Annotated in this window: 13 protein-coding genes; 6 read left to right on the top strand and 7 right to left on the bottom strand. The window is 64.8% G+C overall.

Annotated features, from left to right (window positions below):
- Positions 1-110: 110 nt before the first annotated feature.
- On the top strand, positions 111-1736 hold the full coding sequence (locus tag PspR32_RS10670; protein ID WP_159388438.1) for a methyl-accepting chemotaxis protein: 1626 nt from the start codon (positions 111-113) through the stop codon (positions 1734-1736).
- Positions 1737-1823: 87 nt separating this feature from the next.
- Here PspR32_RS10670 and PspR32_RS10665 read toward each other — a convergent pair whose 3' ends face one another.
- A complete protein-coding gene (locus PspR32_RS10665; RefSeq protein WP_010225651.1) occupies positions 1824-2177 on the bottom strand; it encodes a DUF1428 domain-containing protein in 354 nt (117 codons plus the stop codon).
- 172 nt (positions 2178-2349) lie between these two features.
- Between PspR32_RS10665 and PspR32_RS10660 the strand changes: the two genes are divergently transcribed.
- Positions 2350-3213 (top strand): LysR family transcriptional regulator, encoded by an 864-nt coding sequence (locus PspR32_RS10660; protein ID WP_010225649.1) that lies wholly within the window; start codon positions 2350-2352, stop codon positions 3211-3213.
- Here PspR32_RS10660 and PspR32_RS10655 read toward each other — a convergent pair.
- From PspR32_RS10655 to PspR32_RS10635, 5 genes are all read right to left on the bottom strand, one after another.
- Positions 3187-4347: an HPP family protein gene (locus tag PspR32_RS10655; protein ID WP_100782231.1), complete on the bottom strand. Its 1161-nt coding sequence runs from the start codon at positions 4345-4347 to the stop codon at positions 3187-3189. The two genes, PspR32_RS10660 and PspR32_RS10655, sit on opposite strands and share 27 nt — an antisense overlap.
- Before the next feature lie 216 nt (positions 4348-4563).
- Positions 4564-5823 (bottom strand): MFS transporter, encoded by a 1260-nt coding sequence (locus tag PspR32_RS10650; protein ID WP_159388437.1) that lies wholly within the window; start codon positions 5821-5823, stop codon positions 4564-4566.
- 10 nt (positions 5824-5833) lie between these two features.
- A complete protein-coding gene (locus PspR32_RS10645; protein ID WP_159388436.1) occupies positions 5834-6520 on the bottom strand; it encodes a hypothetical protein in 687 nt (228 codons plus the stop codon).
- Positions 6521-6689: 169 nt separating this feature from the next.
- Positions 6690-8039: a sigma-54-dependent transcriptional regulator gene (locus PspR32_RS10640; protein WP_100782233.1), complete on the bottom strand. Its 1350-nt coding sequence runs from the start codon at positions 8037-8039 to the stop codon at positions 6690-6692.
- On the bottom strand, positions 8024-9427 hold the full coding sequence (locus tag PspR32_RS10635; protein ID WP_223253833.1) for an ATP-binding protein: 1404 nt from the start codon (positions 9425-9427) through the stop codon (positions 8024-8026). Before PspR32_RS10635 ends, PspR32_RS10640 begins: the two co-directional genes overlap by 16 nt.
- Positions 9428-9705: 278 nt before the next feature.
- Between PspR32_RS10635 and glsB the strand changes: the two genes are divergently transcribed.
- Positions 9706-10626: a glutaminase B gene (glsB, locus tag PspR32_RS10630; protein ID WP_010225642.1), complete on the top strand. Its 921-nt coding sequence runs from the start codon at positions 9706-9708 to the stop codon at positions 10624-10626.
- A 104-nt stretch (positions 10627-10730) separates the two neighbouring features.
- Positions 10731-11285, top strand: coding sequence for an AAA family ATPase (locus PspR32_RS10625; RefSeq protein WP_010225640.1), 555 nt, complete (start codon positions 10731-10733; stop codon positions 11283-11285).
- Positions 11286-11589: 304 nt separating this feature from the next.
- On the opposite strand, the gene PspR32_RS10620 is transcribed toward PspR32_RS10625, so the two are convergent.
- Positions 11590-11997 (bottom strand): MerR family transcriptional regulator, encoded by a 408-nt coding sequence (locus tag PspR32_RS10620; protein ID WP_010225638.1) that lies wholly within the window; start codon positions 11995-11997, stop codon positions 11590-11592.
- A gap of 82 nt (positions 11998-12079) precedes the next feature.
- Here PspR32_RS10620 and PspR32_RS10615 point away from each other — a divergent pair, with 82 nt between their 5' ends.
- Complete coding sequence (locus tag PspR32_RS10615; RefSeq protein WP_010225637.1) at positions 12080-12910, top strand: alpha/beta fold hydrolase; 831 nt, start codon at positions 12080-12082, stop codon at positions 12908-12910.
- A 114-nt stretch (positions 12911-13024) separates the two neighbouring features.
- Entirely contained in the window at positions 13025-14257 is a 1233-nt protein-coding gene (locus PspR32_RS10610; protein ID WP_036996070.1) for an NADH:flavin oxidoreductase/NADH oxidase family protein, read from the top strand.
- The last annotated feature ends 48 nt before the right edge of the window (positions 14258-14305 follow it).

Genomic DNA, 14305 nt, shown 5'->3' with positions numbered 1-14305 from the left:
CAGGCCTTACCCCCTCAAGTCCACCAGCAACCACTCCGATAGCAGACCCACCCACCGCCGTTACAGCGGCAACGCGTGGGGCTGATAACAACTAAAGGAGTACTGCCCGCATGTTCGCCGACCTGAAAATCCGCACCGGTATGTTCTGGGTGCTGTCGCTGTTCAGCCTGACCTTGCTGTTTTCCACCGTCAGCGCCTGGCGCGCGGCGGTGGGTAGCGACCAGCAGATCAGCGAACTGGACCAGACCGCGCACCAGTCGGACCGCCTGAACAACGCCCTGCTGATGGCGATCCGCGCCAGCGCCAACGTGTCCTCGGGCCTTATCGAACAGACCGGCGGCCATAGCGAGAGTGCCAACAAACGCCTGAAGCTCTCGGAAGAACTGCTGGGCAACAGCGCGCAGTTGATCAATGAGTTGGTCAGCAACGCCCAAGAACCGACGCTCAAATCCCTGACCGTGGCGCTGCAAAGCACCTTTGGCGAATACGCCAAGGCGGTGGCCGGGCAGCGTGAAGCCACCCGCCAGAACGACCTGCAGCAGTACTTCAACGTCAACACCGACGCTGGCAACGCCATGGGCCGCCTGCAGGCGCTGCGCCAACAACTGGTGGCGGCGCTGAACGAGCGCAGCCAGCAGATCATGCTCGAATCCGACCGGCGCCTGAGCAGCGCCCAGGTGCTGAGCGTGGCGCTGGGGCTGCTGACCTTGCTGCTCGCCGCCCTGTGCTGGAGCTTTATCGCCCAGCGTGTACTGCGTCCGCTACGCGAGGCCGGCCAGCACTTCCAGCGTATTGCCAATGGCGATTTGAGCGTGCCGGTGACGGTGCACAGCAGCAACGAGATCGGCCAGCTGTTCAGCGAACTGCAGCGTATGCAGCACAGCCAGCGCGACACCCTGGGGCAGATCACCGGCTGTGCCAGGCAACTGGCCGAGGCTGCCGGTGCACTCAATGGCATTACCGAACAGAGCTCGCACAGCCTGCGCCAGCAAGACCAGGAGCTGGAACAGGCCGCCACCGCCGTTACCGAAATGACCACGGCCGTGGAGGAAGTCGCGCGCAACGCCGTGTCCACCTCGCAAGCGGCCAGCGCCTCCAACGAACTGGCCGAACAAAGCCGCCGCCAGGTCAGCGACAACCTCGACGGCACTCAGGCCATGGCCCGAGAGGTGCAGACCAGCAGCGCGCACCTGGAGCAACTGGCCGGGCAGATTCGCGACATCGGCCAGGTGCTGGAAGTGATTCGCTCGGTGTCCGAACAAACCAACCTGCTGGCGCTCAATGCCGCCATCGAAGCGGCCCGTGCCGGGGAAGCCGGGCGCGGCTTTGCCGTGGTCGCCGACGAAGTGCGCACCCTCGCCTACCGCACGCAGCAATCGACCCAGGAAATCGAGCAGATGATTGGCCGCGTGCAGCACGGTACCGAAGCGGCAGTGACGTCGATGCAGGCCAGCACCCAGCGGGCGCAGTCGACCTTGGGTATTACCCAGGCCTCAGGGCAGGTACTGGAAGGGATCTACAGCGCCATTGGCGAGATCAACGAGCGCAACCTGGTGATTGCCAGCGCCGCCGAGGAACAGGCGCAAGTGGCGCGCGAGGTGGATCGCAATTTGCTGAACATCCGCGAACTGTCGACCCGCTCGGCGACCGGGGCGCAACAGACCAGCGAAGCCAGCCAGGCGTTGGCGGGGCTGGCCGGGCAACTGACGGCACTGGTGGCACGCTTCAAGGTTTAAGCAATAAGCGCCCACAGGGTCGGCATACACAGATCCCTGTGGGAGCCGGCCTTACCGGCGATGGGCTGCAACGCAGCCCCAACGCTCTCAGACATCCACAAGAATCCTGAATCCACCAAAAATCACCCGCTTACCATCAAACGGCATCGGGTTCTGCTCAGGCTGCAAGCGCGGGTCCTGCATCATCTTCTGCATCCCCGCATCGCGCACTTCGCGTGACGGCCAGAGGACCCAGGAAAACACCACCGTCTCGTCGTCCTTGAGTTTCACGGCCATGGGGAACGAGGTGAGCTTGCCCTCGGGAACATCATCGCCCCAGCACTCGATCACCTTCAGCGCACCGCATTCCTTGAACACCACGGCGGCCTCTTCGGCGTGTTTTTTGAAGGCTTCGCGGTTGGCGGTGGGCACTGCGAGGACAAAACCGTCGACATAGGACATGGGCTGAACTCCTGCATGAGTGGGGTACAGGGTGGTCGATCAGGCAGGCGCGCAATCGACAGGCCTATCGCCTGAGGCGACCAAAGGTCATCGATCTGCACCACCTCTTCCCCTGCCCCATTGCGGTGCAAAGCCACTACAATAGCCCACCGCAAAAACAGGCTGCCCCCCAATGGATATCGAGCTGGCCCGCACCTTCCTTGAAATCGTTCGCAGCGGCAGCCTGGTGTCCGCCGCCGAACGCCTGCACGTCACCCAGACGGCTATCACCGCCCGGGTGCAAAAGCTCGAACAGCAACTGGCCTGCCAGCTGTTCATCCGCAGCCGCAGCGGCGCCAGCCTCACCGCCGACGGCGAAGCCTTCGTGGTTTACGCCAATCAGCTGGTGCAAACCTGGGAGGCCGCACGCCGCGACCTGCCCTTGCCCGAGGGCTGCCACCAGGTGCTGCACATCGGCGGCGAAGTCAGCCTGGGCAACCCGCTGGTGCTCGGCTGGGTCAGCGCCCTGCACCGGGAAATGCCCGGCCACGCCATTCGCAGCGAAGTCAGCGACGGCGAGTCCTTGCTGCACAAAGTGGAAATGGGCGTGCTCGACGCCGTGCTGGTCTACCAGCCCACCTACGGCCCGGGCCTGCAGGTGGAACAGCTGATGGAAGAAAAACTGATCCGCATCCGCCGCAAAGACCAGCCCGAACCTTACGTATACATCGACTGGGGCCAGGCCTTCCGCCGCCGCCACGACGCCGCCCTGCCCGAATGCGCGCGCCCGGCGCTGAGCTTCAACCTCGGGCCGCTGGCGCTGCAGTACATCCTCGAACACGGTGGCAGCGGCTACTTCCGTACCCGCGTGGTGCAGGCGTACCTGGACAGCGGCGTATTCGAACGTGTGCCGCAAGCGCCGGAGTTCACCTACCCCACCTACCTGGTGTATGCCCGCGAGCGCGACAGCGAGGCGTTGCAGCAGGCGTTCAGGGTGCTGCGCGAAGTGGTGGCCGGTGAGAGTGACTGGTCACAGCGCTGGGATCCTGTGATCTGAGCGCGTCGCTTCACTGAGCAACTGGCGCTTGAGCCCGGCAATCAAATCGGTCTGGGTGATCACCCCCACCAGCGCCTCCCCTTGCATCACCGGCAAGCAATGCAGCCCCTGCTCACTGAGCAACGGAATCAGCGCCACCGCGGGCTCGTCACTGCGCACGGTAATCACCGGCCGGCTCATGATCTGCTCCAGCAGCACCTGAGGCCTGTGCCCAAACAACCCGCGCCAGCTGAAACGCCCCTCGGCCATGGCCGGCCCGACTAGGTCGCTCAAGCTGACAATCCCCACCAAACGCCGCGCCTCATCCAGTACCGGCAAGGTGTGCAAGTGGTGGCTCGACAACAACTGCCAGGCCTGCTGCAGGGTGGTCTGCGGGGTCGCCAACTGCACATCCCGCGACATCACCGAGGCGGCGGTAATGCCACCGAGGCTGCGCTTGAGCGCGTGTTGCTCGGTGGCCATGATGATGCGTTCGAGCTCATCGCGGGTGACGTCGACAAACTCGCCGAGCTCTTCCAGCGCCTGGTCGAGGTCCTCGCCACTGACCCCGACCCGCTCACCCGGCAACACATCGGCGGTGTGGTGCAGGTCTTTGCGCGGCGTGGCGGTTTTCGGGTAGCGCACGCCGGTCAGGCGGTTGTAGATCACCGCCACGGCCACCAGTACCAGGGCATTGAGCATGATCGGCTCGAACACCTGGTCGCCCATTGCCGCCAGTGATGAGTCCGCCAGCACCACGCTCACCGCCACCCCGCCCCCCGGCGGGTGCAGGCAGCGCAGCAGGCACATCAGCAAAATCGCCACGCCAAGGGCCAGTGCCGCGACCCACAAGGCCGAGCCAAAACAGTGATGCAACACCAGCCCCACCGCCGTCGCGCAGGCATAACTGCCAACAAAGGGCCAGGGCTGCGCCAGCGCGCCGGAGTGCACGGCAAACAGCAGCACCGCCGAGGCCGCCAACGGCCCGAGCAAGTGCAGCGCCACCGTCGGGCCAAAGGCCAGGCTACAGGCGAAACCTGCGAGAAACAGACCGAGCAGCGCGCCGACGCCTGCGCGTAGCCATTCTTTCGGGGGGATGTTCAGAGGGGCCGGCAGCAGCCGGCTGAACCAGTTGTTCAGACCGCGGGTAGACATGGGTAAATCGGGCACCTGGGCAGTAAAAAAAGCCCGGCCAACGTGGCTGGGCTGAGTATTGCGAGGGGCAATACCAATGGGCTCCGTCCGTGGAGATGGAATTTTTTGAGTGTTGCGTCGGGGGGATTTTGCCGGGGTTGCGGTGAGGGGTGGTAATTCAAAAAAGTGAGGGGTGGGTGCAGTTTTTTTGAGGGATGGGCAGCGACAGGCCGGTGTCTACCGATCCGCGCCGGTACCTTGGCCAAGTCGGCGAGCAGGTTGGGTGACGATGCCAACGTGATAGGTGAGTAGTCCGCTTGCGGCCACGATGCCCAGCGCGACGAAGGCTGCGCTATAGCCGAAACCATGCGCGATCCAACCGGCGAGTGCGTGACTCATGGCCGCGCCTACCCCTTGGATTGCCATCACGGCACCAAGCCCTGCATTGACGTGTCCAGTGCCGCGCAGGATGCACGCGACAAGCCCGGGCAAGGCGACACCCAGCAGGCCCGCCCCGATTCCGTCAAGGGCCTGTACCGGAAGCAGCGCCCATGGGGACGCCCAGAAACCGGCGATCAGCCCTCGCAAGGGTAAAACCAACAGGGCGGTAATGATCAGTAGCCGATACCCGTGCCGAGAGGCATACCATCCAGCCCAAAGCGCCACAGGAACCATCACCAGCTGCGCGACGATGACGGTCGATGCCGTGAACACGCTGGGGTCCGCCAGCCCGCGCGTGACGTTCGACTGCGCAAACAAGGGCAGCATCGCGGCATTGCCCAGGTGGAACAGCAGCATCGTGATCGCGAGCAGGCCCAGCTCGCGCGAGTCCGTCAAAATCCGCAGCATGGAAGGCGCAGGACCGCCACCTTGCGCAGGCTGGTTGCAAGTGAGGTCTGCACCACGGGCCCGCTCATGATTGATGTCCTGCGGATGGATCTTGCACAAGCAAGCAAGCGCCGCGCACGCCATCAGGGCCATCAACACGAATACGGCTGACAGCCCCCAGCGGTAGCCTGCCAGCCCGGCCAATGCAGCCGCGACCACGTTGCCGGCATGGTTCCAGGCCTCGTTGATGCCAAGCTGCCGAGACAGGTCCCTCTGATCCACGATGCCCAAGGTAATACCCATGATGCCGGCGCCCATCAACGCCCCCACGGCACCGGTCACCAGCTGAGAGGCGACCACGACGCCGAACGACGCTGCCGTCCATAGCGCCGCCGTGGCGAGCATGAGCATGACGGTGGCACTTGCCAGTAGAAGTCGCTTGTGGCGCGAAGCGTCGATCCAGGCTCCCATCGGCGTGGTCGCCAGCATGCCTGCGACGCCGCCGATGGCCATCACGTAGCCGATGTCATCGGCTCGCCAGCCTTGACTGGCCAGAAGCACACCGAGGAAGGGCCCCAGGCCGTCACGGACGTCGGCCAGGAAGAAGTTCAGGCCGGACAGCCAGCTCCGCGAGCCGGCGTGCGTCGGGGTTATGGAAGGCGTTGCCATCGTCACATCCTTACTGCGCACGGTCGTAGAGCGGCTCCAGGGTGGACAGCGAGGTGCCCATGCTGACGGCTTCCAACGCGGTGCCAAACACATTGCGCGTGCCCAGCCCGGATGCCGCGAACGGCGCGCCCGTCTGCACCGACAGGCGCAGGCTTTCTGGCGGGAAACGAACGATGCTGCCATCGCTGAGGATGACGCCGTTGGCCTCGCCCCGCGGACCGGTGAGCACAGCCTCCACCTGGCCTTGCACCTGCTGGGGCTGCAGGCGCTGGGCGCGCAGGTGGGGTGGCAGGACTCGGCCTTCGCCGACCGGCGGCGGCTGGTCGTACACGGTGCGCCCGCTGTCGGTGTGGACGATGGCGTCGGCCTTGACCGTGCCCCGCGCTTGCGCCCGTCCGATGATGCGCACGGCGTCCCCCACCTGGACCGCCGCAGTGAGCGCATCGGCCATGTGCGGCGCGAACTTGACAATGGTTCCGTCGCTCAGGCGCAGGCCGTCGACCTCACCGTAGGGATTGATGAGCATCCGCTGGACCTGACCTTCCACCACGTACTGGCCCATCAGGCCAGGGGCGGCCATGCCTTGATGCGATGTCGCAGGCAGATGAGCGGCTGGGTCGGGCGGCATGGCCTGTGCGCTGAGGCTGCACAGGCCGAATACCAGCGCAGCAGACGTGGCGATGAAATACGTAGACATTGGAGAAGCTCCTTGGCTTGGGAAACAACACCCAACCTGTAGTGCAAGCACCATGCCTAACAATATTTACAACAAATTCAACTGCTTACATAAATAACGAGCCATGCGCCGTCCGATCCCGTGACGCCCGAGTGTCACAGAATCGGACACCGGCTGGCCTGCGCTGGGGTCAGTCCAGCCCAAACTCGGCCAGCTTGCGGTAGAGCTGTTGGCGAGACAGACCGAGACGCCGCGCCGCCTCCGCGCGGTTACCGGCCGTCGCAGCCAGGGCTCGCACAATCATCTCGCGCTCCAGGTGGGCAACGGCTTGTGCCATAGGTCCCTCCCAGTCGATGTCCAGGCCCGGGGTGGGCGCCGCCGCTGCCTGCAAGCCGATGTGTTCGACATCGATGACCGCGCCGTGGCTGAGGATGGCCGCGCGTTCCATGGCGTTGCGCAGTTCGCGCACGTTGCCGGGCCAGGGGTGGGCCAGCAGCAGCCGGGCGGCCGCTGCACTCAAGCGCTTGGGCGAGTCGCCGCCCAACAGGCGTAGAAAGTGCTCGGCCAGCAGCAGCACGTCGCCCAGCCGCTCACGCAGCGGCGGCAGCCACAGCGGCACCACCTGCAGGCGGTACCACAGGTCTTCCCGGAAGCGCCCCTCCTTGACCGCGGCGGGCAGGTCCCGGTGCGTGGCCACGACGATGCGCACGTCCACCGGCTGGACGCGGTTGGCGCCCACGGGGGTGATCTCGCGCTCCTGCAGCACCCGCAGAATCTTCGCCTGTGTGGGCAGCGGCATGTCGCCGATCTCGTCAAGGAACAGGGTGCCGCCATCGGCCTCGCGAAAGCGTCCGGTGCGTTCGTGGACGGCACCGGTGAACGCGCCTTTGACATGACCGAACAGCTCGCTTTCCATCAGTTCAGCCGGGATCGCAGCGCAGTTCACTGCGACGAAGGGGCCGCTGGCTCTAGCGCTGTTGCGATGCAAAGCGCGCGCCACCAGTTCCTTGCCCGTGCCCGTCTCGCCGAGGATCAAGGCGGTGGCATCGGAGTTCGCAGCCAGCCCGATGTGCTTGAAGACCTGGCGCATGGCCTCGCTGGCGCTGACCAGTTCACGGCCATCCACAGGTTCTCTTGCGCCGGGCGATGCCCCGGCCGCCTGAGGCCGGTCTGGGCTGGGGGCTGCTTGACGCAAGGCCCGCTCGAGCGTTTCGACCAGGGCGACCCTGGTCACGGGCTTGGTCAGATGGTCGAACGCGCCCAGGCTCATCGCCTCGATGGTGTTGCCACCGCTCGCATAGGCGGTGAGCATGATGCAAGGGACCTGCGAGAGGCGCGCCGCACGGCGCAGGAACACCAGACCATCCTCTCCCGGCAGCCGCAGGTCGACGATGGCCGCATCCACGGCCTCGGTGCGCAGCCTGTGCAGGCCCGCATCGGTGCTTTGGGCCTGCAGCACCGTATGGCCCAGGTCCTGCAGCACTTCTGCAAGGCTGTCACGGAACGCGGCGTCATCGTCGACAATCAGGATTCGGGCCACGGTAGCTCCATCTCTATGCGCGTGCCCTTGGCCGACTCGGCGAGACCGACCCGCCCGCCGTGTCCCTGCACGATCTCGCGCACCAGCGCCAGCCCCAGGCCGGTACCGCCTGCGCGGGTAGTGGCGAAAGGCTCGAACAACGTATCGCGCATGTCGGCCGGAATACCGCAACCATCGTCCGCCACCCACAACAGCAATGCGCCACGGCGCGTGCGCTGCGCACCGAGTTCGATCTCACCGCATTCTCCCGTGTGCGCCATCGCGTTGAGCAGCAGGTTGTCAAAGACCCGTGCCATTTGTGTCGGGTCGAACAGCGCCAGCCCCTTCGCGCTTTCGGACAGCTGCGGTTCAACCGCCAGTGTGATTCGTACGCCATGCTTTTGCGCCGCCTCGGCATGGGCATTGCGCTGCGCCTCCAGCCATCCCCGCAGGTCAACCGCCTGGCGCTCGGCGCGCAACGGTTGCGTCAATGCCAGCAGGCTCGACACCAGTGCCTCCAGGCGTGCCGTTTGCGACAGCACCGCCTCCAGGGCACCAACCACACGGGCTTCGCGCCGGTCGGCCGGCGCAGCCATCGCGTTTTCCGCCTTCATGCGCATCGTGCCCAATGGGTTGCGAATCTCATGCGCGAGCCCGGCGCAAACGCGCCCCAAGGTCGCCAGACGTTCGGACTGGGCCAGTTGCTCTCGCAGGTGGGCCGACTGGCGCTGCCAACGCGCAAGCATCCAGCCCAGCCATGCGCCGGAGACCACCACCAGCGCCAGCAGCAGGCTCACCGCGAGGATCAGGGTGTTGACCGTGCCTGCGGCCAACAGCGGCACGCGCAGCAGGGTCCAGGCGATCAGGCGGCGGTCATCGGTGGGCACAGGGCAGGCAGCGAACGCCACGGCTTCGCGTAAACCCGGTCGCACGTCCGCCACAAGGCCTGCAGAATCCTGCGCACGCTGGGCCGTGGAGGCAATGCGCTCCAGCTCGGCACTTGGCGGATCGCGCTTGATTCCCGTGCCATCGTAGGTCGGGAAAGCGTAGGCCACCACGCCCGCATCCGCTCGCCAGAAGCCGCCCTCCATGCCCGGCTGATCGCGCAGTGCCAAATCAAGCACCGCCTGTGCCGCAGCCGGGGTCATGGGATAGGGCTGATCGTCTGCAGGCGGGAGCTGCTGGCGAACGCGTGCCGCCCCCGCTTGCAGCGCCTGGCAACTGGTCGCGGTGAGTTGGCGCGCATGCGCAATCTGGGGACCGGCGCCTTGGCGGCTGAGTATCAACAGCAACCACCCCAGCACAAGCGCAACGGCGGCAATGGATAGCCACAGGATCAACAGATCACGTCGAACGGATGATTGCAGCGACAGGTCAAATTCCCTTTGATGTGAGGCACCGCGGGTCAATCGGTGGGCGTTTTGCCGGCAACCTTGCCAGATGGGCCATTGCCGCGCAAGAAAACGCTCGATTGGCCGGCCGTTTCATAACCAGGCGTGACGTGGTTGAGCAAGGTTACGAGGTTGCAAGGGTGTATGCAGGGGCAAGTTGTTTTCGAGCAAACGTGCCCCGCTGCCGGGGAAGATCGTCTGTCAGAACTTCCCCAAATATGGCATTCAGCCTGATGGGCAGTGACACCTCTCTAGCCAGGGGGGATCCGACACCAACGCACCATAGGCAACACCTGATGCAAGCATTACTGCTAGAGATCCTCGACCAAGTTCGTCCCCTGCTCAGCCAGGGCCAGGTGGCGCAATACATCCCCGCCCTGGCCCAGGTAGAGCCCAACCAACTGGGCATTGCCGTGCATGGTTTGGACGGTCAATTGCACTGCGCGGGGGATGCGCACACGCCATTCTCGATCCAGAGCATTTCCAAGGTGTTCAGCCTGGTGCAGGCGATCAACCACAGCGGCGAAGATATCTGGTCGCGGTTGGGTTACGAGCCTTCCGGGCAGGCGTTCAATTCGCTGGTGCAGCTTGAGGTGGAAAAAGGCAAGCCGCGTAACCCGTTTATCAATGCCGGCGCACTGGTGATCTGCGATATCAACCAGTCCCGTTACGCCACCCCAGCGCTCTCGATGCGTGATTTTGTCCGCCGCCTGGCAGGCAACCCGCGCGTTACCAGCGACCTTGTGGTCGCGGACTCCGAATACCAGCACCGCGCACGCAATGCCGCCATGGCCTACCTGATGCAGGCGTTCGGTAACTTCCACAACGATGTTGATGCGGTGCTACGCAGCTACTTCCACCATTGCGCCTTGTCCATGAACTGCATAGACGTTGCCCGGGGCTTCGCGTTCCTGGCCAACAGCGGTTACTGCCCACATAGCGGCGAACAAGTGCTCAACCCACGCCAAGCACAACAAGTGAATGCGATCATGGCCACCAGCGGGCTGTATGACGAGGCAGGCAACTTTGCCTACCGTGTGGGCCTGCCAGGCAAGAGCGGTGTCGGTGGCGGTATTGTCGCGATTGTGCCGGGACGCTACAGCATCTGTGTGTGGTCACCAGCACTGAACGCTTCGGGTAACTCACTGGCGGGGCTGCGCGCGCTGGAGCTGTTGAGCGAACGCATCACGGGTTCGGTGTTTTCGGCGGTACCTTGAACTGGCCGGGCCTCGACCGTTGTCCCGATTCCCCGCCAGTCCTTCTTTAACGGCCCCGGCAAAACCCGCACAATCGCCGGCTTTTTTCGACAAGGTAGTCCCTCATGCAACGGATCGTCATTTTGGGCAACGCCGGTAGCGGTAAGTCCACCCTCGCCCGCGTTCTCGGTAAACGCCTGGGCTTGCCGGTGGTGCACCTGGACAGGCTGTTCTGGGAGCCTGGCTGGGTCGAGCCCGACGCCGAGCAGTACCGCGCGCGGGTGCGCGAGGCGGTGGCACAGGACACCTGGGTGTGTGAAGGCAACTATGCACGGCGTACCTTTGACCTGCGCCTGCCGCGCGCTGACCTGGTCATCTGGCTGGATACACCGCGCTTGACCTGCTTTTGGCGGGTGATCAAGCGCAGCGTGTTGAACCGCCCTCGCCCCGACCTGCCCGAAGGTTGTAGCGAAAAGCTTGATCGGGCGTTTCTGACTTTTTTGAAATTCGTCTGGACCTTTGATCGCGGTTATCGCCCGGGAATCGAGGCAGTGCGCGAGGCCATCGGGCCGCAGGTGCCGGTGGTGCATTTGCGCGGCAGTCGGCAGATTGCGGCGTTTGTCGAAGGCTTGCCCGGCAATGCAGGCTTCAGCCCAAAGGCACAGCAATCAGTGCAATGATGCTGCCGTGTATGGACCGGAGACATTGCTGACGAGCCAGCGCCCTTGAGAACGGCGCAAGTCCTGTGGGAGCGGGCCTTGCCCGCGATCGAGCGCGCAGCGGTCGCAATCCAGGCAACACCTGATGTGCTGGCTGTACCGGCCTCATCGCTGGCAAGCCAGCTCCCACAGGGAATGCATCAACCCTGAGAACGCGAAGCGGTCGTCGGCCTAGCTCCTGCGTCAACGGCACCGGCAGTTGGTTGAGCGGGCCGCTGTGGCGGGTCCAAGGTTAACGTCAACGTCAAGATCAAGCCTGCTCCGCTCACCCCTGCTCCAACAGCCGTTCCATCAGCATCCGCGCGTTTTCGGTGCAGGTGCGGTCTTCGGGGCGGTTTTCGATGCTGTCGATGGCCACCAGCAATTGCGCGCGATTCTGCGCCAGTTGCTGCTGCAGCACTTCGATCTCGGCGACCTTGCGCTTGAGCCCGGCCAGCAGCGCATCATGCTGCCAGCCGTCGGCGTTGGCCGGCAGCAGTTGGCGGATCTCCTCGAGGCTGAACCCGGCACCCTGGGCGCTGGTGATGATTTGCAGCGTCCACAGCGCTTGCGGGGCGTAGTCGCGGTAGCCGTTGGCCTTGCGCGCCACCGATCTGATCAGGCCGCTGGCCTCGTAAAAGCGAATGCGCGAGGCACTCAGGCCGCTGCGTTTCGCCAGTTCTCCTATTCTCATAGCTCGCCTTCAACAGGGCATTGACCTTAAACCTCACTTTAACCCTAGGACGCAGCAAACACATCACAGAGGAGCAACGAACATGGCATTCGTCACAACCAAAGACGGCGTTGAAATCTTCTACAAGGACTGGGGCCCGCGCGATGCCCAGGTGATTTTCTTCCACCACGGCTGGCCCCTCAGCGGCGACGACTGGGATGCGCAGATGCTGTTCTTCCTGGCCCAGGGTTATCGGGTGATCGCCCACGACCGCCGCGGCCATGGGCGCTCCAGCCAGGTCTGGGATGGCCACGACATGGACCACTACGCCGATGACGTGGCGGCAGTGGTCGACCACCTGGGCGTACGCGGCGCGGTGCATGTCGGGCACTCCACCGGTGGCGGCGAGGTGGTCCATTACCTGGCCCGCCACGGCCAGGACCGCGCCAGCAAGGCGGCGATCCTCGCGGCGGTGCCGCCGCTGATGGTGCAAACCGCCAGTAACCCCGGCGGCCTGCCCAAGTCGGTGTTCGACGACCTGCAGGCGCAGCTGGCGGCCAACCGCGCGCAGTTCTACCACGACATTCCCGCCGGGCCGTTCTACGGCTACAACCGCCCCGGTGCGACACCGTCGCAAGGGGTGATCCTCAACTGGTGGCGCCAGGGCATGATGGGCAGCGCCAAGGCCCACTACGATGGCATCGTCGCCTTCTCGCAGACCGACTTCACCGAGGACTTGAAGCGCCTCACCCTGCCGGTGCTGGTAATGCACGGTGACGACGACCAGATCGTGCCCTACGAAAACTCAGGCCTGCTGTCGGCCAGGCTGCTGAGCAACAGCACCCTGAAAACCTACAAAGGCTACCCCCACGGCATGCCCACCACCCATGCCGACATCATCAACGCCGACCTGCTGGCCTTCATACGCAGCTGATGCGATGGTGCCAGGGCCCTTCCCTGGCACCTCGCCCGCCCCGCTGAAAAAGCCTGTTGACATTAAAGTTAACTTTAAAGTTATGGTTTGAGCACGATCAACCGAGGTGCTGCCATGAACGTGTTCGACAAGCTGACATTGCCCAACGCAAGCGAAATCCCCAACCGTCTGGCCAAGGCCGCGATGGAAGAGAACATGGCCGACGCCGACCAGGCGCCGTCCGTAGAATTGCTGCGCTTGTACCAGGCCTGGGCCGAAGGTGGCGCCGGCCTGTTGATCAGCGGCAACGTGATGGTCGACAGCCGCGCCATGACCGGCCCGGGCGGCGTGGTGCTGGAGGATGACCGGCAACTGGCCAAGTTCAAGCGCTGGGCCAGTGTCGGCCGTGCCCAGGGTGCGCAGTTCTGGCTGCAGATCAACCACCCCGGGCGGCAAATGCCGGCCAACCTCGGCCAGCCCACCTGGGCGCCGTCGGCGGTGGCGCTGGAGATGGGCAAACTGTCGAAGCACTTCAACCCACCCCAGGCGATGACCGAGGCGGTGATCGACGATGTCATCCAACGCTTTGCCCGTACCGCGCAACTGGCCGAACAGGCCGGTTTCACCGGGGTGGAGATTCATGCCGCGCATGGCTACCTGCTGAGCCAGTTCCTCTCGCCGCTGAGCAACAAGCGCAACGACGCCTGGGGCGGCTCGCTTGAGAACCGTGCGCGGCTGTTGCTGGAAATCGTCAAGGCAGTGCGCGCGGTGGTGGCGCCGCAGTTTGCCGTGGCAGTCAAGCTCAACTCCGCCGACTTTCAGCGCGGCGGCTTCAGTGCCGATGATGCCCGTCAGGTGGTGCAACTGCTCAACGGCCTGGGCGTCGACCTGGTGGAATTGTCCGGTGGCAGCTACGAAGCCCCGGCCATGCAGGGTGAAGCCCGTGACGGGCGGACCCTGGCCCGGGAAGCCTACTTCCTGGAGTTCGCCCGCGACGTGCAGAAGGTGGCGAGCATGCCGCTGATGGTCACTGGCGGCATCCGCCGCCTGCCGGTGGCCCAGCAGGTGGTCGACAGTGGCGTGGCCATGGTCGGCATCGGCACGGCGCTAGCCATCGACCCCAACCTGCCCCGCGCCTGGCAGCAAGGCAAAGGCACGGCGCCGGCGCTGGCGCCGATCACCTGGAAGAACAAGCCGCTGGCATCGCTGGCCAACATGGCCCTGGTCAAGTTCCAGCTGCGCAAGCTCAGCCAGGGCAAGGCGCCCCGCCCGCAGGTGTCGCCGCTGTGGGCGCTGATCGGCCAGCAACTGGGCAATGCGCTGCGCGCCCGCCAGTACCGGCAGTGGGTCGCCCAGCGCGTGCGTTGAGCCACATCACGCTAGACCCGCGATGAGGCCAGCACAGCTCTATCAGGG

It is taken from the genome of Pseudomonas sp. R32 (genome assembly GCF_009866705.1).
GTDB lineage: Bacteria > Pseudomonadota > Gammaproteobacteria > Pseudomonadales > Pseudomonadaceae > Aquipseudomonas > Aquipseudomonas donghuensis.
The sequence above is the reverse complement of the archived record's forward strand: the minus strand, read 5'-3'. Positions and strand labels throughout refer to the sequence as shown.

What these genes read in the sequence shown, in the direction of transcription:
- PspR32_RS10660 (WP_010225649.1), top strand. Translation starts at nt 2,350, where the DNA reads ATGGATATCGAGCTGGCCCGCACCTTCCTTGAAATCGTTCGCAGCGGC.
- glsB (WP_010225642.1), top strand. Translation starts at nt 9,706, where the DNA reads ATGCAAGCATTACTGCTAGAGATCCTCGACCAAGTTCGTCCCCTGCTC.
- PspR32_RS10625 (WP_010225640.1), top strand. Translation starts at nt 10,731, where the DNA reads ATGCAACGGATCGTCATTTTGGGCAACGCCGGTAGCGGTAAGTCCACC.
- PspR32_RS10645 (WP_159388436.1), bottom strand. Translation starts at nt 6,520, where the DNA reads ATGTCTACGTATTTCATCGCCACGTCTGCTGCGCTGGTATTCGGCCTG.
- PspR32_RS10610 (WP_036996070.1), top strand. Translation starts at nt 13,025, where the DNA reads ATGAACGTGTTCGACAAGCTGACATTGCCCAACGCAAGCGAAATCCCC.
- PspR32_RS10655 (WP_100782231.1), bottom strand. Translation starts at nt 4,347, where the DNA reads ATGTCTACCCGCGGTCTGAACAACTGGTTCAGCCGGCTGCTGCCGGCC.
- PspR32_RS10665 (WP_010225651.1), bottom strand. Translation starts at nt 2,177, where the DNA reads ATGTCCTATGTCGACGGTTTTGTCCTCGCAGTGCCCACCGCCAACCGC.
- PspR32_RS10620 (WP_010225638.1), bottom strand. Translation starts at nt 11,997, where the DNA reads ATGAGAATAGGAGAACTGGCGAAACGCAGCGGCCTGAGTGCCTCGCGC.
- PspR32_RS10615 (WP_010225637.1), top strand. Translation starts at nt 12,080, where the DNA reads ATGGCATTCGTCACAACCAAAGACGGCGTTGAAATCTTCTACAAGGAC.
- PspR32_RS10650 (WP_159388437.1), bottom strand. Translation starts at nt 5,823, where the DNA reads ATGGCAACGCCTTCCATAACCCCGACGCACGCCGGCTCGCGGAGCTGG.
- PspR32_RS10670 (WP_159388438.1), top strand. Translation starts at nt 111, where the DNA reads ATGTTCGCCGACCTGAAAATCCGCACCGGTATGTTCTGGGTGCTGTCG.